This is a genomic window from Rathayibacter sp. AY1H3 (assembly GCF_002932015.1).
Map to the genome: position 1 here is coordinate 1 of NZ_PSUU01000017.1, position 15,889 is coordinate 15,889.

Here is a 15,889-nt window from a genome sequence, read left to right on the forward strand (position 1 = left end):
GCTCGCGATCCTCGGCGCCGCGCCCCTGCTCGCCGCACCGTCCGCCCTGCTGGGCGCGATCGTCGGAGTCGCGTCGCTGGCGACCCCCGGCGCTCCGCTGACCCGCCGCGAGGCCCGCGAGCGCGAGGGCCGCATCCGGCCCGCCGCACCCGCCGCCGCTCCCGCGCAGCCCTCGGCTCCCGCCCCGGTGCACCCCGCCCCGGAGGGATCGTTCTCGTCCCGCCGCGACCGCCGCGAAGCGGAGGGGCACCGGCTCCGCACCGCGCCCGCCCGCCGCGGGGCATCCTTCTTCCGCCCGTCCCCGCGCACGCTGGCGCTCGCCGTCTCCGGCGGGCTCGTCGTCGTGGCCGTCGCGTCGAGCCTGAGCCTCACCGTCGGCACCGGCTCCTCGGCCGAGTCGGCCACCGCGACGCCCTCCGCTGCTCCGACCTCGACCAGCGTCGCCGTGCTCCCCGCGACCACCGCCTCCGCCCGGGTCGTCCTCAGCTCCGTCTCCACCACCTCCGGCACCGTCGCCGGCGGCACGAGCGTGACGCTCGAGGGATCGAACCTGGACTCGGTCGCCACCGTCCGCTTCGGCGGGGCCGAGGGCAGCGTCGCGGTCGACAATCCCGACCAGATCACGGTCACCGCCCCTCCGGCCGACGGAGAGGCAGCGGGCGAGGTCCCGGTCGCCTTCTTCGACGCCGACGGTCAGGCCATCACGTTCGACGCGGTCACCGACTCCGCCGCGGCGGTCACCGTCGACGGGACCCCGGCCGACGCGGTGCAGCCGGCCGTCGACACGTCGGGCGCCGCGGAGGGCACGACGGCCGAGGCCTCGACCGACCTCGCTGCCCCGACCGCGACCGCCACTCCCAGCCCCGCCGCGACCGGCGTGCTCGCCAGCACGAAGGTCGTCGCCTCGGCGATCACCTTCGCCTACACGCCCGACCCGGCGATCGAGGCCGCGAAGGCCCAGGCCGCACTGGACGCGAGCCGCCTGGCCTCGCAGCTCGACTACCTCTCCACCTACTGGAACGACTACAACTCGGCCCAGTACGGCGTGATCTCGGGCAACGACTGCGTCAACTTCACCTCGCAGTCGCTGATCGCCCGCGGCTGGGAGATGGACGGCGAATGGAGCTACTCCTCCTCCGGCGGGTACAGCTCCGCCTGGGCGTCGTCGACAGCGTTCAACGCCTACCTCGCCGCGCACCCCGAGCGCGCGACCGCGATCCCCGACTCCGAGCGGAGCCGGGTGAAGCCGGGCGACATCGTCCAGTTCGACTGGGACGGCTCGGGCGACTGGGACCACACGGGCGTCGTGACCAGCGTCGACGGCGACAGGATCCTCTACTCCTCGCACACCGCCGACAACCACGACCAGAGCATCGACGCGGCCTCCGCCGGCCGGATCATGTTCTGGGGCGTCTGACGCTCGACGCACCCGCTCCACGCACGACGACGGGGCCGCCACCGCTGATGCGGTGACGGCCCCGTCGAGGTTCCGGTCAGATCACTTCTTGAAGACGTCCTTGACGTCCTCGCCGACCTTCTTGGTGTGGGCCTTGGTCTGGTCGGCCTGGCCCTCGGCCTCGAGGCGCTCGTTGTCCGTCAGCTTGCCGACGGCCTCCTTGGCCTTGCCGACCAGGTTCTCGGCTGCGTTGCGGATCTTGTCGTCTGCACCCATGAGGGGCTCCTTCTGTTCGGTGTGACCATCCGCCGGCGGGTGCCGGGGAAGCTGCGGGACCGGAGTCAGGCGACCCGGTCCTCCTTGGAGAAGCCGGCCCGGGCGCTCGAGGCGACCTCGAGCAGGACCGGCAGGCGGGCGCCGAGCAGGGCGTCGAGCGCGTCGACCTCCTGGTGCACGGCGTCGACCACGGTGCGGGGCGAGACGCCGCCGCGGGGGAGGACGCGCACCTTCAGCGCGGTCTCGGAGCCGTGGCGGTAGGCCGCGACCGTGACGTCGAGGAGCTCCGTCCGCCCGGCGAGAGCCGTCTCGAGGACGTCCTCCGCGAAGCCGGTCGCGATCTCGATCCCTCCGGCGGGCGCACCCTCGGCCTCGTCGCGGAGGACGGTGCCGGTGCGGCCGTGACCGTGGGCGAAGGCCATCACCAGCGCGAGGACGATGCCGAGGAGGCAGATCCCGACGACGGCGTAGAGCGGCCAGAGGACGGCGGCATCGCTCCAGGCGGTGCCCTCCTCGGGGGAGAGGCGCGAGACCAGGGCCGCGCCCTCGCCGTCGGCGAAGGAGAGGACGGAGTCGCGGACCGGCTGCGAGACGGCGATCAGGACGGCTCCGGCGCTGACCAGCGCGAGCACGAGGCCCACGACGAGCAGGACGAGCCGGTTGACGAAGCGGTTGCTCGTGGTCATCAGATCCTCCCGGAGGTCGAGACGCGGACGGTGGAGCGCGGGGCGGGCTTCGCGCCGATGCGGGCGAGCTCCTCGTCGACGGCGCTCTGCACGGCGTCGCGGTCGACCGCGATGCCGGAGGCGGGGGTCACCTCGACCAGTGCGGTGCGCCGCCCGAGCGAGGCGCGGGTGTCCTCGCGGCGGGAGTGGGCGGCCGTGCGGGCTGCGCGGGCCAGGGAGGAGGCGATCACGCCGTCGTCCACGACCACGGCGAGGCGGTCGTCGTCCACGGTGTGGCGGGCCCGGGCCCCGGGCGCCAGTGCGAGCACCAGCAGGACCAGGGCGAGGACGCCCGCGCCGACGGCCACGCCGATGAGGGCGGGGTTCGCCAGCGACGCGACTCCGACGATCGCGCCCAGCAGGGCGGACGGTGCGGCGAGCAGGGGCGCGGCGCCGAGGATCGCGAGCACCGCCTCCGTGCCGACATAGGCCGCGACCAGGGCGATGAGCACCAGGACGACGATCTGCGCGGCGGAGCGGGACTTGTGGGTCTCGCGACGGAGGTAGCGGCTGTAGCGGGTGTCGGGCGCCGACGGTGCGGGGCTCATGCGACTCTCCTCGTGCTTCGGGTGCGGGTGCCCGTGACCCGGATGTCGATCCGGCTGACGGTGCGCCCGGTCAGCGCCTCCATGCGGGAGGCGATGCGGGTGCGATCGCCGTGCAGGCGCTCGAGCAGGGAGCCGCCGGCCGGGGCGGTGCCCGGCTCGACGACGACCGGCGCGGTCACCGCGAGGGCGAGGCCGCCCCGGTCATCGGAGAGGCGGACGCGGATCGCGGAGACCTCCACGCCCAGCTCCTCGTGGACGATCGCCACGGCGGCGCGTTCGATGGAGCGGACGGTGATGGTGACGGTGCCCGCCACCGGCGATGCGGGACGCGTGTCGAGAGCGGTCACGGTGGGCTCCTAGCGGGAGGTGGTGCGGCCGCGGAACACGTCCACGAGGCTGCGCACGTCGAGGGTGCCGTTGGCGATGCGGGCGATCACGACGCCGAGGGCCATGAAGAGGGCGGTGAGGACGAAGCCCCAGAAGCCGAACATCAGGGCCGCGAAGGCGAGGATCGCGCCGACCACGACACCGAGGACGGTGCTGCGGCCGCCGGGGGCGGTGGGCGCGGGGCGCTGGAAGTCGCTCATCGGACGCGGCTCTCGGTGGCCTCGTCGTCCTTGTCGTCGCCGGGGATGTGCACGTCGACGACGGCGACGTTGATCTCGGAGACGGCCATGCCGACCAGCTCGGTGATGGCCTCGGAGACGGCGGCGCGGACGGAGTCGGCGACCTTCTGCATCGGCACGGGGTACTCGACGACGATGGTCACGTCGGCCGCGACCTGGGTCTCGCCGACCTCGACGCTCACGCCCTGGGCGTGGTCGGCACCGCCGACGGCCTGGCGGATCGCGCCGAAGGCACGGGCGGCGTTGTTTCCGAGGGCGAAGACGCCGGGCACCTGGCGGGCCGCGATGCCGGCGACCTTGGCCACGACGCTGTCGTCGATGACCGTGATGCCCTGGGCGGTGCCGGAGGTCCGCGAGCCGCCGAGGCTCGTGACCGTGTCGACGGAGGTCTTGTCGACGCGGGTGGTGGAGGGGGTGCGCGTGGTGTCGCTCATGAGGTCTCCTGGACGTCTCATCGGCTGCCGTTGCTGAGCAGACCGGGGTCGAAGGCCCGGCGGGAATCCGGTCGGGCTGTGCTTTCATGAGTGAGACGGAGCCCGCACAGCGTTCGTCACGGTGCTCGGCGGACTTTTTCCTGAGCGTCACCTGAGAGGCGGCCCGAGGCCGCGTAAGCGGAGAGGGAGGAGGCGCCGTGCCCGGACTGGAAGCGGCGAGCGACGCGCTGCTCGCCGAGCGCTCCGCCGAGGGCGACGTGCGCGCCTTCGAGGTGCTCGTCAAGCGGCACCAGTCGATCCTCCGCGCCTACGCCTGGCGCCTCACCGGCTCGCAGGCCGACGCCTCCGACGCCGTGCAGAACGCGCTGATCACGGTCTGGGCGCAGCTCCCGCAGCTCAAGGAGCCGGCGAGCGTGCGCAGCTGGATGATGCGGATCGTCAGCCGCTCCAGCGTCGACCTGCTGCGCCAGCGCCGCCCGACCGACGACGTCGACGCCGTGGAGCATCCCCCGGCCCGAGAGCCCGGCCCGTTCGAGGCCGCCGAGCAGAGCGACGCCATGCGGGCTCTCGCGCACGCCCTGTCCGAGCTGCCGGAGTCGCAGCGTCAGTGCTGGGTGCTGCGCGAGGTCGGCGGGGAGTCGTACAACGAGATCGCCGATCACCTCGGTCTCACGGTGACCGCCGTGCGGGGCAAGCTCGCCCGCGCGCGCGAGTCGCTGGTCGTGGCGATGGAGGACTGGCGATGAGGGAGCAGACGCGATGAACGCGGACCAGGGTCCCGGCGACGGGCCGGAGCGCGCGGGGGAGCACGACGTCGTGCTGCCGCCCGCGCTCGAGCAGGAGGCGGACGCGACGGAGCAGGAGGGCGACGGCATCGGCATCGACGAGCTGAGCGACTACCTCGACCGCGGGCGCACGCCGTACGATCCCGCCATCGAGGAGTCGCCGGAGCACCGGCGCACTCTGCGCGCCCTCGAGCGCGTGCGCGCCCTCTCCGGCGCGCTCATCGACGACGACGCCGCACGCCTGCCCGCGCCGGAGGAGAGCTGGTTCGGCTCGATCCTCACCCAGGTCCGCCGCGAGTCGCGGGCCGGACGCGACATCCCGCTGGCGAGCGTCCAGCCCGACGTGGCGCTCACGATCACCGAGGGAGCGGTCCGCGGACTCGTGCGCGAGGCGGGGGACAGCGTCGCCGGCGTGCTGGTCGGCCGCTGCCGCCTGGTCGGCGACATCGCCGAGCCGGGCGCGGAGGTCGTGGTGGAGCTGACGATCTCGGTCTTCTGGGGGGTGCCGATCGCCGAGGCGGCCCAGCAGGTGCGCGAGCGCGTGCACTCGCGGCTGCTGACCCAGACCGAGCTGCGGGTGTCGAGGATCGACGTCCGCGTGGAGGACGTCTACGTCCCCGGGACGGAGGAGTCGTGAGCGGCCTCGAGTCGGCGGCCCCGGTCGATCCGATGTCCGCGCTCGCTGCGGAGCTGCGCGCCCTGGACGGCGTCGCGACCCTGATGCCGGCCAGGCCCGAGGTGCGCGACGTGCTCGCGCACGCGGCGACGGCGCTGAGCGCGACCGGGATCGTGGTCGAGCCGCTGGGCACCGCGAGCGGCGGCACGTTCGCCGATCCGGTTCTGGTCCGCGTCGCGGGGGACGAGGTGTCCGTGGCCGTCGACCTCTGCGTGACCGCGGAGGCGTCCGCGCCGGACGTGGCGCGCGCGATCGGAGCCGCGGTGCGCGAGTGGTGCGTCCGGGTGCATCCGGAGCTGCGGCCGCGGGTGACCGTCCGGGTCGCCGCGATCGACTAGCCGGATCGGGGAGCGGGCGCGGCTGTCCGCAGGGCGGGACGCCCCGCCGTGAGGAGCGGAGCCGGGCCGAGCGCTCTCGTGCTTCTCCGGAGTGCAGCGTGCCGACCGGAGCGACGGTGCTGCAGGGCGCCCGAGGTCGGTGTCCGCTCCGTCCTCCCTGAGGAGCTTCCCGCTCAGGCGAGCCTCCCCGAAGAGCTTCCCGCTCAGGCGCGCTCGGCGAGGAACGCGTCCGTCTCGGCCGCCGTCGGCGCGGACACCGCCGCTCCGGCGCGGGTGACCGAGATCGCCGCGGCCGCGCTCGCCCAGCGGGTGAGGGCGACCAGCTGCTCCGGATCGTCGAGCCGTGCTCCCGTGGCGGCGAGCCGGGCCGAGAAGGCGCCGCAGAAGGTGTCGCCGGCGCCGGTGGTGTCCACGGCCTCCACCCGGAAGGCCGGGGTGCGCTCCGGCTCGCGGTCGCGGACCGCCACGACGACGCCGTCGGAGCCGAGGGTGACCAGCACGAGCGGCACCAGCGCGGTGAGGGCAGCGGCGAGCGCGTCGTCGTCGGCGGCGGTGATGCCGCGATCGGCGGCGAGCTCGCGGGCCTCGTGCTCGTTGACGATCAGCACGTCGAGCACCGCGAGGAGCTCCTCCGGCAGCGGGCCGATCGGGGCGGCGTTCAGGATCGACACCGTGCCGCCGGCGCGCGCGGCGCGGGCCGCCTCCGTCACCGTCGCTGTCGGGATCTCGAGCTGGAGGAGCAGGGCGTCGGCCGCCGCCACCAGGGCCGACTCCTCTCCGGTCAATCCGACCAGGGCGGCGTTCGCTCCGGAGTCGACGACGATCGCGTTCTCCCCGCGCTCGTCCACGGTGATCTGCGCGGTGCCGGTGCGGACGTCGCCGCGGCGGGCGCGCAGCTCCAGCGGCTCCTCGCCGAGGACCGCGACGAGCCGGTCTCCCGCCGAGTCGCGTCCGAGGCTCGTGACGAAGACGGTGCCGGGCTCGGTCCGTGCGGCCGCGACGGCCTGGTTGAGGCCCTTGCCGCCCGGGAAGGTGCTCGCGTCGAGGGCGAGCACCGTCTCTCCGGGGGCGGGGATGCGGGCGACCCGGTGGACGTGGTCGAGGTTGGCGCTTCCGAGCACGAGGAGGGGCATGCCCTCGACGTTAGAGCACGCGCAAGGGGGTCCGCCGCGGGCTCGGCCGCACCTACGGTGGAGGCATGGAAACTCGAATCCTCGGACGCACCGGCGCCCCCGTCTCCGTCGTCGGCCTCGGAACCTGGCAGCTCGGTGCCGACTGGGGGGACGTCGCCGAGACCGACGCCCTCGCCGTGCTCGACGCAGCGGTGGAGTCGGGGGTGACCCTCTTCGACACCGCCGACGTCTACGGCGACGGCCGCAGCGAGCGGACGATCGGCGCCTACCGCGCGGCGCACCCCGACGCGCAGGTCTTCGTCGCCACCAAGATGGGCCGTCGCGCGGAGCAGATCCCCGCCAACTACGTGCTCGACAACTTCCGCGCCTGGACCGACCGCTCGCGCGCCAACCTCGGCGTCGACACCCTCGATCTGGTGCAGCTGCACTGCCCGCCCACCTCCGTCTACTCCGACGACGCCGTCTACGACGCCCTCGACACCCTCGTCGCCGAGGGCGCGATCGCCGCCTACGGCGTCTCGGTCGAGCGCACGGAGGAGGCGCTGACCGCCATCGCCCGACCGAACGTCGCGAGCGTCCAGATCATCCTGAACGCGTTCCGCCTCAAGCCGCTCGACGAGGTGCTGCCCGCCGCCCGCGAGGCCGGCGTCGGCATCCTCGCGCGCGTCCCGCTCGCCTCGGGCCTGCTCAGCGGCCGCTACACGACCGAGACCGTGTTCGCGCCGGAGGACCACCGCAGCTACAACCGCGACGGCTCCGCCTTCGACGTCGGCGAGACCTTCTCGGGCGTCGACTTCGCGACCGGCGTGGAGGCCGCGCAGGAGTTCGCCCGCCTCGCCGACGACCACGGCCTCGCCCCCGCGGCGGCCGCGCTCGCCTGGATCATCCAGCAGGAGGGCGTCACCTCGGTGATCCCCGGCGCCCGCTCGCCCGAGCAGGCCCGCGCCAACGCGGCCGCCGCCTCCGCCGCGCCCCTCGGCCCCGCCTTCATGGAGGCCGTGAACGCCCTCTACGACACCCACTTCCGCCCCACCGTCCACCCGCGCTGGTAGCCCGCCCCCGCTTCACCGCCGCTCAGTCTCCCGAGAAGGCTCGTTCTCCTGGTCGGGAACGAGCCTTCTCGGGCGACTGAGCGCAGCGCTTAGGAGTTCAGCGCCGCGTCCACGATCGTGCGCGCCTCGGCCTGGACCTCGTGCAGGTGGTCGAGGCCGCGGAAGCTCTCGGCGTAGATCTTGTAGACGTCCTCGGTGCCGGAGGGGCGCGCGGCGAACCAGGCGTCCTCGGTGACGACCTTGACGCCTCCGACGGCCGCGCCGTTGCCGGGCGCCTTCGAGAGCTTCGCGGTGATCTCGGACCCGGCGAGGGTCGTCGCCGCGATCGCGTCGCCATCCAGCTTGCCGAGGGCCGCCTTCTGCGCCTTCGTCGCCACCGCGTCCACGCGCTCGTAGACCGGGTCGCCGAAGCGCTCGGTCAGCTCGCGGTAGAGCGCCGACGGGCTCTTCCCGGTGACCGCCACGATCTCGGAGGCGAGCAGCGCGAGGAGGATGCCGTCCTTGTCGGTGGTCCAGACGGTGCCGTCGAAGCGGAGGAACGAGGCGCCCGCGGACTCCTCGCCGCCGAAGCCGACCGAGCCGTCGACCAGCCCGGGGACGAACCACTTGAAGCCCACCGGGACCTCCCAGAGGCGCCGGCCCAGCGACTCCGCGACCCGGTCGATGATCGAGGAGGAGACCAGCGTCTTGCCGATCGCCGCGTCCTCGCGCCAGCCGGTGCGGTGGCGGTAGAGGTAGTCGATCGCGACGGCCAGGTAGTGGTTGGGGTTCATCAGCCCGCCGTCGGGGGTGACGATGCCGTGCCGGTCCGCGTCGGCGTCGTTGCCGGTGAGGATGTCGAAGTCGCCGGCGCGCGCGACCACCGAGGCCATCGCGCTGGGGGAGGACGGGTCCATCCGGATCTTGCCGTCCCAGTCGAGGGTCATGAAGCCCCAGGCCGGGTCGACCTCCCCGTTCACCACGGTCAGGTCGAGGCCGTGCATCTCGGCGATCAGCTGCCAGTAGTGCACGGAGGCGCCGCCGAGGGGGTCGGCCCCGATCCGCACGCCGGCCTTGCGGATCGCGTCGAGGTCGATGATGTTCGCCAGGTCCGCGACGTAGTGCGTGCGGTAGTCGTAGGTCTCGACCGCGGAGGGCTCGGCCGATGTCACGCTGCGGTTGCCGTCGGCGATGAGCTCGTTGGCCCGGTCGGCGATCCAGGTCGTCGCGTCGGAGTCGGCGGGGCCGCCGTGCGGCGGGTTGTACTTGAAGCCGCCGTCGCGGGGCGGGTTGTGCGAGGGGGTGACCACGATGCCGTCGGCCCGGTCGGTGTGCGCGGGGTCGTTGTTGTAGCGGAGGATCGCGTGGCTGAGCGCCGGGGTCGGCACGAAGTCGTCGAACTCGTCCACGAGCACGCGGACCTGGTTGCCCACCAGGACCTCGAGGGCGGTGGTGAGGGCCGGGCGGGAGAGCCCGTGCGTGTCGGCGCCGATGAACAGCGGGCCGGTGATGCCCTGCTCCGTCCGGTACTCGACGATCGCCTGGGTGACGGCGGCGATGTGGTCCTCGTTGAAGGCCGTGTCGAACGAGGATCCGCGGTGGCCCGAGGTGCCGAACACCACCTTCTGAGCCGGGTCGGAGACGTCCGGCTTCTTCTCGTAGTACGCCCTCACGAGGGCCTCGACGTCGATGAGATCGGAGGCCTGTGCCGGCTTCCCTGCGCGATCGGTCATGCGGTCCATAGTGGCAGTCCGGCCCCCTCCAGGGGTACCGCGGCTGGCTAGGCTTGCGCCATGCCCGACAGCGCCCCCGAGACCCGTGCCTACAGCTATCTCGGGCCCAGCGGCACGTTCACGGAGGCGGCCCTCGCGCAGGTCCCGGAGGCGCGCGGACAGCTGTGGCGCAGCGTCGCGAACGTGGGGGAGGCGCTGAGCGATCTGGTCACCGGACGCAGCGACGGCGCGGTGATCGCGATCGAGAACTCGGTCGAGGGCGGAGTGACGGCCGCGCAGGACGCGCTGGCGCGGATCCCGGGGCTGCGCATCGTCGGCGAGTACCTGGTGCCGGTGTCGTTCATCCTGGTCGGCCGCCCGGGGATGAGCCTCGAGGAGGTGCGCACCGTCGCCGCGCACCCCGTGGCCTACGGACAGTGCCGGGTGTGGCTCGACCGCGAGATCCCCAGCCACGAGCACCTGCCCGCCTCCAGCAACGTCCAGGCCACCGTCGACCTGCTGGGCGGATCGCCCGCGGACGCGGCCATCGCCCCTCCCGGGATCGTCGCCCACCACGACGTCGTGGTGCTGGCGGAGCGGATCGGCGACAACCCGAACGCCGTCACGCGCTTCGTGCACGTCTCGCGCTCGCACGCGCTGCCCGAGCCGACCGGCGCCGACAAGACCAGCGTGATCGCCGAGCTCCCGGCCGATCAGCCGGGCGCCCTGCTCGACATGCTCGAGCAGTTCGCGACCCGCGGGGTGAACCTGAGCATGATCCAGTCGCGGCCGATCGGCGATGCCCTCGGCCGGTACCGGTTCGTCATCGACCTCGACGGGCACGTCCAGGACGAGCGGGTCGCCGACGCGCTGATGGGGCTGCGGCGCTTCAGCCCGAAGGTGATCTTCCTCGGCTCGTATCCGCGCGCTGACCGCCGCCCGGTCACCTCCGTGCGACGCTACGACGACGAGGTGTTCCTCGAGGCCCGCGACTGGCTGCGCGGGATCCTCTCCCACGAGCCGGAGGTCGACGATGACCGGGGACGACGATGACGGGTCGCGACGATGACTGACGACGACGAACGGGTCGACCCGCGCTACGACCCGGCCTTCCAGCGCGGGTTCTCGGGACCGGTGGAGCGTCTGAGAGGCGACGAGCGGGCGTTCGCCAGGCCCGGCACGGGTGCCGCCCCCGGCGCTCCCGCCGCCACGTCCGGAGCCGCCGCTCGTCCCGCGCCCCCGGAGTCGCGCGTGGTCCGCCCCGGCTCCTCGTCCGCGCCGGGACCGCGCCGCATCATGGCACTGCCCGACATCGCCGGAGCCGCCGAGGGCCGGCGGTCGCACCGCCTCGGCGCCGAGACCGCGCCCGCACCCCTCCCGGAGCCGGCCGCCGACCCCGCTCCCGCAGCTCCCGCTGAGCCCGTGCGCGAGGTGCCCCTGCTGAGGAACCCGTGGCTCCTCGTGCTCCTGCTCGCCGGCCTCGCGGGGACCCTGATCGGCCTCGCGCTCCTCTACACCGGCTACTCCTCGCCGCCTCCGCCCTACTACGGCGACTCCGACGTGCCCTCGCCCGCGTGGATCCGGCGGCAGCTCCTCTACTACTCCTGCATCCCCCTGCTGGGCTGTCTGCCGGCGTCGCTGCTGCTGGCGGTCGGAGTGGCCGCGCTGCGGTGGCGCGGCGTCGTCGTGCGGCCCCGCGCCGAGGAGCCGCGCGAGTCCGCGCAGCTCCTCGAGGCCGAGGCTCAGACTCCGGACGCGCCGAAGAGCAGGCCGAGGAGGTAGGTCACCAGGGCCGCGCCGTAGCCGATCCCGAGCTGGCGCAGCGCCCGGGCCAGCGGCGGGGCGCCCGAGAGCAGCCCGACGACCGCGCCGGTGGCGAGCAGGGCGATGCCCACGAGCACGCAGGCGACGACCACCGCGGCGAGGCCCGTCAGGCCGAGCAGGTAGGGCAGCACCGGGATGATCGCGCCCGAGGCGAAGAAGCAGAAGCTCGACAGCGCCGCGCCCATGCCCGTGCCGATCGACTCGTGCTCGTCGACGTCGGGGTCTCCTGCGGGGCCGCCCAGCGTGATCGGCGAGGTGACGGCGCCGCCGCGCAGGCCCGTGAAGACGGAGGCGGCACGCGCGTCGGCCTGCTCCTGGGTCATTCCGCGAGCACGGTAGACCAGGGCGAGCTCGTTCGCGTCGACGTCCAGGTCGGGGACGATGCGGTTCGCGTCGAGGTCCGGGCTGGAGGCCGAGAGCAGCTCGCGCTGCGAGCGCACCGAGACGAACTCGCCCGCGCCCATCGAGAGGGCGCCGGCGAGCAGGCCCGCGATGCCCGTGAACAGGACGACGCCCGTCCCGACTCCGCTCGCCCCCACTCCGAGCACGAGGGCGAGGTTCGAGACCAGGCCGTCGTTCGCTCCGAAGACCGCCGCGCGGAACGTCCCGGAGAGGCGGTTGCGACCGCGCTCGGCGAGCCCGCGGACGACCTCGCCGTGGATCCGCTCGTCGGCGGCCATCGCCTCGGTGGCGTCGTCGTCGTCGGCGTAGGGGGAGCGGGCCTCGGCGCGCTGGATCAGGGCGAGGACGAACACGGAGCCGAAACGGCGGGTGAGGAAGCCGAGGAAGCGCGTGCGGAGGTCCGGGCGGGGCGCGGGCTCCGCCGCGGAGCCGAGCAGCTCGCGCCAGTGCTCCTCGTGGCGGCCCTCGGCCACGGCGAGCGCGAGCAGGATCTCCCGCTCCTCGCCGGAGCGGCGGCCGGCGAGGTCGCGGTACACGGAGGCCTCGGCGAGCTCGTCGGCGAGGTAGCGGCGCCAGCGGCGCACCTGTGCGGGACTGGGGGTGGGGGCGGTGGTCGCCATGCGATCTCCTGGCTCAGGTCCGCCGACCCGCGCGAGAGGACCGGTCAGGACGTGCGTCGACTGACCGAAGGTCTCGTTCGCCCCGGCCGGAGCCGGGGTGGAGCGCCGGGCCCGGATCGTCCCGGACCAGCATGTCGACGCGCCTCGTCGTCCGCTCGGCGGACGGTGGGAACTACTCCCCTTCGCGGGGACCACCGTAGCCGAGATCGGAGGAGAACGCCCGGCCGATCCGCGGGCCGTCGGGCGGACGTCCGCCCGGCCCGGAGCCGGAGCGTCGTCGAGGACGCTCGCGCCGGGTCAGAGCGAGGCGGTCGCCCGGGCGGCGCGGCGGGCCTGGCGCTCGTGCTCGGCGTCCAAGAGCGTGCGCGTGGCGGGGACCGCCAGGAACTCGACCAGGGTGTCCGTCTCCTCGACGATGCGCTCGGCGCGGTCGAGCGGGTCGGTGCGCAGGAGGCGGCGGGCGGCGGACGCGACGTGCGCCGGCTTCGCCGCCAGGGCGCGCAGGCGCTCGTCGACGCGGCCGGCGAGGTCGGCGCGCGGCACGACCTCGGTCACGAGCTGCCACTCCAGCGCCTCGGCCGCGCGGACCGGGCGGCCGGACAGCACGAAGTCCAGCGCGCGGCGGCGGCCGACGACGCGGGGGAGCGCGGCGGTGACTCCGACGTCCGGGACGAGCCCGACGTCGCCGTACGCGCTGAGGAAGAGGGCGGCGGGAGTCGCTATCACGATGTCGGCGGCCAGAGCGAAGGCGATGCCGGCGCCGGCGACCATGCCGTCGATCGCGCAGACGACGACGGCGCGGCTGTCCTCGAGCAGGCGGATGACCTGGGCGGTCGTGGTCGCGACGTCGCGCAGGTAGTGGTCCGGGTGCTCGGACCCCATGATCGCCGAGATGTCGCCGCCCGTGCAGAACGCGCGGCCGGCCGCGGCGATCACGATGACGGAGCAGCCGGCGTCGGCGTCGAGATCGGCGACGGTGCTCAGCAGCAGTCGCGCGGTGCCGAGATCGATCGCGTTGAGGGCGTCGGGGCGGTTGAGGGTCATCCGGGCGACGGAGCCGTCGCGCTCGAGGACGACGCCGGGGGTCGCGTCGATGAGGGGGGTGGCGTGCATGGAAGAGCCTTCAGGGGAGCAGGGGTGTCGAACGCGGGGGGACGTTCTCGGGGGACGACTCACATTCGCAGCCGCCCGCGCGATCGGATGCCTCCTCGCGGCCGATGCTCAGCCGGCCCCGGGGGTACGCGCGGGCGGCGGCCCGTCCCGGCCCTCCTCTACACTGCTGGGGTGATTGATCCCGTACTTCTGCGCGAGAACCCGGACGTCCTGAAGCGCTCGCAGGAGGCGCGCGGCGACTCCGTCGAGCTGGTCGACGAGGCGCTCGAGGCCGACCGCGTGCGCCGTGCGGCGATCACCGAGGCGGAGCGGCTCCGAGCCGAGCAGAACGCCTTCGGCAAGACCGTCGCCAAGGCTCCGAAGGACGAGAAGGCGGCCCTCGTCGCCGAGGCCCAGCGCCTCGCCGCCGCCGCCAAGCAGGCACAGCAGGAGGCGTCCGAGGCCGACGACGCCTTCACCGTGCTGGTGAAGCGCATCGCCAACCCGATCATCGAGGGCGTCCCCGCGGGCGGCGAGGAGTCGTTCGAGCTCGTCAGGACGGTCGGCGAGCGCCCCGTCTTCGACTTCGCCCCGCGCGACCACCTCGAGCTCGGCGAGCTGCTGGACGGCATCGACATGCAGCGCGGCGCGAAGGTCAGCGGCGCGCGCTTCTACTTCCTCAAGGGCCTGGTCGCCCGCCTCGAGATCGCGCTGATGAACCTGGGCCTCGAGAAGGCGCTCGCCGCCGGCTTCACCCCGCTGATCACGCCGACCCTCGTGCGCCCCGAGATCATGGACGGCACCGGCTTCCTCGGCGAGCACGACGACGAGGTGTACCGCCTCCGCGACGACGACCTCTACCTCACCGGCACCAGCGAGGTCGCCCTCGCCGGCTACCACGCCGACGAGATCCTCGACCTCTCCGGCGGCGCGAAGCGCTACGCGGGCTGGAGCACCTGCTACCGCCGCGAGGCGGGCTCGGGCGGACGGGACACCCGCGGCATCATCCGCGTGCACCAGTTCAGCAAGCTCGAGATGTTCGTCTACACCCTCCCCGAGGACGCCGAGGCGGAGCACGCGCGCCTCCTCTCGTACCAGGAGGACGTCCTGCAGAGCCTCGGCCTGCACTACCGCGTCATCGACACGGCGGCCGGCGACCTCGGCCAGAGCGCGGCGCGCAAGTTCGACGTGGAGGCGTGGGTCCCCACGCAGGAGACCTACCGCGAGCTGACCTCGACCTCGAACTGCACCACGTTCCAGGCCCGCCGCCTCGACACCCGCTACCGCACCGAGTCGGGGAGGACGGCTCCGGTCGCAACCCTCAACGGCACGCTCGCGACCACCCGCTGGATCGTCGCCCTCCTCGAGACCCACCAGCGGGCGGACGGCTCGGTGCTCGTCCCCGAGGCGCTGCGGCCCCACCTCGGCGGCCTCGAGGTGCTCGAGCCCGTCGCATGAGCGCGGCCCGCGCCTCCGGCCGCCGCCTCGTCGCCCTCGACATCGACGGCACCGTCATGCACGAGGACGGCACCATCACCCGCGCGGTGACGGACGCGATCACCCGCGTGGCCGCCCAGGGCGACGAGGTGATGCTCGCCACCGGGCGCTCGCCCTCCTCCACCCTGCCGGTCGTCGAGCGCCTCGGGATCTCGCCCGAGTACGTGATCTGCTGCAACGGAGCGGTCACGCTCCGCCGCGACGCGTCCGGTGCGTACGTCCCCGAGACGGTCGAGACCTTCGACCCGACGGAGGTCCTCGAGACCATCCGCCGCTCCCTCCCCGACGCGCACTACGCCGTCGAGGACGCGGACGGCGCCTTCTTCTACACCGAGGCGTTCCCGGGCGGTGCCGTGATGGGTGCCGAGACGACCCACGTCCCCTTCGAGGAGCTGCTCGGCCGGCTGTGCACCCGCGTCGTCGTGATCTCGCCCGAGACCGGGATCGAGGAGTTCACCTCCCTGGTCGAGGAGATGGGCCTGCACCAGGTCAGCTACGCGATCGGCTGGACCGCCTGGCTCGACATCGCCCCGCACGGCGTCAACAAGTCCACCGCGCTCGAGGTCGTCCGCGAGGAGCTGGGCATCGAGCGGAGCGACGTGGTCGCGCTGGGCGACGGCCGCAACGACATCGAGATGCTCACCTGGGCCGCCGCCGAGGGCGCAGGGCTCGCGATGGGGCAGGCGCCCGACGAGGTGCGGGCCGTGGCCTCCGCCGTGATCCCCTCGGTCCACCAGGACGGCGTGGCGGTCGCGCTCTCGGCGCTGCGCTGAC

General features: G+C 73.8%; 19 protein-coding genes. 9 read left to right on the forward strand and 10 right to left on the reverse strand.

All coding sequences use genetic code 11. From position 1 onward, the window contains the following. A partial coding sequence (locus tag C5C33_RS08230; protein WP_104260894.1) for an amidase domain-containing protein occupies positions 1–1,417 on the forward strand: 1,417 nt, incomplete at its 5' end. An 81-nt stretch (positions 1,418–1,498) separates the two neighbouring features. Here the strand turns inward: C5C33_RS08230 and C5C33_RS08235 are convergent. The 6 genes from C5C33_RS08235 to C5C33_RS08260 all read right to left on the reverse strand — a co-directional run bounded on the left by C5C33_RS08235 (position 1,499) and on the right by C5C33_RS08260 (position 4,005). Continuing rightward, positions 1,499–1,672 (reverse strand): CsbD family protein, encoded by a 174-nt coding sequence (locus tag C5C33_RS08235; protein ID WP_104226788.1) that lies wholly within the window; start codon positions 1,670–1,672, stop codon positions 1,499–1,501. A gap of 65 nt (positions 1,673–1,737) precedes the next feature. Next, positions 1,738–2,358 (reverse strand): hypothetical protein, encoded by a 621-nt coding sequence (locus C5C33_RS08240; RefSeq protein ID WP_104224951.1) that lies wholly within the window; start codon positions 2,356–2,358, stop codon positions 1,738–1,740. Next, positions 2,358–2,945 (reverse strand): DUF6286 domain-containing protein, encoded by a 588-nt coding sequence (locus C5C33_RS08245; RefSeq protein ID WP_104226787.1) that lies wholly within the window; start codon positions 2,943–2,945, stop codon positions 2,358–2,360. The genes C5C33_RS08240 and C5C33_RS08245 overlap by 1 nt, the downstream gene beginning before the upstream one ends. After that, positions 2,942–3,292 carry a hypothetical protein gene (locus C5C33_RS08250; RefSeq protein WP_104224953.1) on the reverse strand — a complete coding sequence of 117 codons (351 nt, stop codon included), beginning with the start codon at positions 3,290–3,292 and terminating at the stop codon, positions 2,942–2,944. Before C5C33_RS08250 ends, C5C33_RS08245 begins: the two co-directional genes overlap by 4 nt. Before the next feature lie 9 nt (positions 3,293–3,301). Then, positions 3,302–3,532: a DUF2273 domain-containing protein gene (locus C5C33_RS08255; protein ID WP_104260895.1), complete on the reverse strand. Its 231-nt coding sequence runs from the start codon at positions 3,530–3,532 to the stop codon at positions 3,302–3,304. Further along, positions 3,529–4,005, reverse strand: coding sequence for an Asp23/Gls24 family envelope stress response protein (locus C5C33_RS08260; protein WP_104260896.1), 477 nt, complete (start codon positions 4,003–4,005; stop codon positions 3,529–3,531). The genes C5C33_RS08255 and C5C33_RS08260 overlap by 4 nt, the downstream gene beginning before the upstream one ends. A 197-nt stretch (positions 4,006–4,202) precedes the next feature. Between C5C33_RS08260 and C5C33_RS08265 the strand changes: the two genes are divergently transcribed. Genes C5C33_RS08265 through C5C33_RS08275 form a run of 3 tightly spaced genes read left to right on the forward strand, consistent with a single transcriptional unit; the run spans position 4,203 to position 5,804 of the window. Further along, positions 4,203–4,751, forward strand: coding sequence for an RNA polymerase sigma factor (locus C5C33_RS08265; protein ID WP_104224956.1), 549 nt, complete (start codon positions 4,203–4,205; stop codon positions 4,749–4,751). A 13-nt stretch (positions 4,752–4,764) separates the two neighbouring features. Continuing rightward, positions 4,765–5,427 carry an Asp23/Gls24 family envelope stress response protein gene (locus tag C5C33_RS08270; protein WP_104233947.1) on the forward strand — a complete coding sequence of 221 codons (663 nt, stop codon included), beginning with the start codon at positions 4,765–4,767 and terminating at the stop codon, positions 5,425–5,427. Continuing rightward, positions 5,424–5,804, forward strand: coding sequence for a hypothetical protein (locus C5C33_RS08275; protein WP_104226783.1), 381 nt, complete (start codon positions 5,424–5,426; stop codon positions 5,802–5,804). Before C5C33_RS08270 ends, C5C33_RS08275 begins: the two co-directional genes overlap by 4 nt. A 203-nt stretch (positions 5,805–6,007) precedes the next feature. Here the strand turns inward: C5C33_RS08275 and C5C33_RS08280 are convergent, their stop codons facing one another. Then, positions 6,008–6,937, reverse strand: a complete 930-nt coding sequence (locus C5C33_RS08280; RefSeq protein ID WP_104260897.1) for a ribokinase — start codon at positions 6,935–6,937, stop codon at positions 6,008–6,010. A gap of 65 nt (positions 6,938–7,002) precedes the next feature. Here C5C33_RS08280 and C5C33_RS08285 point away from each other — a divergent pair, with 65 nt between their 5' ends. Continuing rightward, positions 7,003–7,989, forward strand: coding sequence for an aldo/keto reductase (locus C5C33_RS08285; protein WP_104260898.1), 987 nt, complete (start codon positions 7,003–7,005; stop codon positions 7,987–7,989). 89 nt (positions 7,990–8,078) lie between these two features. On the opposite strand, the gene pgm is transcribed toward C5C33_RS08285, so the two are convergent. Beyond that, positions 8,079–9,701, reverse strand: a complete 1,623-nt coding sequence (pgm, locus tag C5C33_RS08290) for a phosphoglucomutase (alpha-D-glucose-1,6-bisphosphate-dependent) (RefSeq protein WP_104260917.1) — start codon at positions 9,699–9,701, stop codon at positions 8,079–8,081. 60 nt (positions 9,702–9,761) lie between these two features. Between pgm and pheA the strand changes: the two genes are divergently transcribed. Then, entirely contained in the window at positions 9,762–10,733 is a 972-nt protein-coding gene (gene pheA / locus C5C33_RS08295) for a prephenate dehydratase (RefSeq protein WP_104260899.1), read from the forward strand. A 12-nt stretch (positions 10,734–10,745) separates the two neighbouring features. Next, complete coding sequence (locus C5C33_RS08300; RefSeq protein WP_104260900.1) at positions 10,746–11,462, forward strand: hypothetical protein; 717 nt, start codon at positions 10,746–10,748, stop codon at positions 11,460–11,462. On the opposite strand, the gene C5C33_RS08305 is transcribed toward C5C33_RS08300, so the two are convergent. After that, positions 11,423–12,526, reverse strand: a complete 1,104-nt coding sequence (locus C5C33_RS08305; protein ID WP_104224963.1) for a VIT1/CCC1 family protein — start codon at positions 12,524–12,526, stop codon at positions 11,423–11,425. The two genes, C5C33_RS08300 and C5C33_RS08305, sit on opposite strands and share 40 nt — an antisense overlap. A gap of 297 nt (positions 12,527–12,823) precedes the next feature. Next, positions 12,824–13,639: an enoyl-CoA hydratase/isomerase family protein gene (locus tag C5C33_RS08310; protein WP_104260901.1), complete on the reverse strand. Its 816-nt coding sequence runs from the start codon at positions 13,637–13,639 to the stop codon at positions 12,824–12,826. Between the two features lie 171 nt (positions 13,640–13,810). Here C5C33_RS08310 and serS point away from each other — a divergent pair, with 171 nt between their 5' ends. After that, positions 13,811–15,076 (forward strand): serine--tRNA ligase, encoded by a 1,266-nt coding sequence (gene serS, locus C5C33_RS08315; protein ID WP_104233941.1) that lies wholly within the window; start codon positions 13,811–13,813, stop codon positions 15,074–15,076. After that, entirely contained in the window at positions 15,073–15,888 is an 816-nt protein-coding gene (locus tag C5C33_RS08320) for an HAD family hydrolase (protein WP_104247582.1), read from the forward strand. Before serS ends, C5C33_RS08320 begins: the two co-directional genes overlap by 4 nt. The last annotated feature ends 1 nt before the right edge of the window (position 15,889 follow it).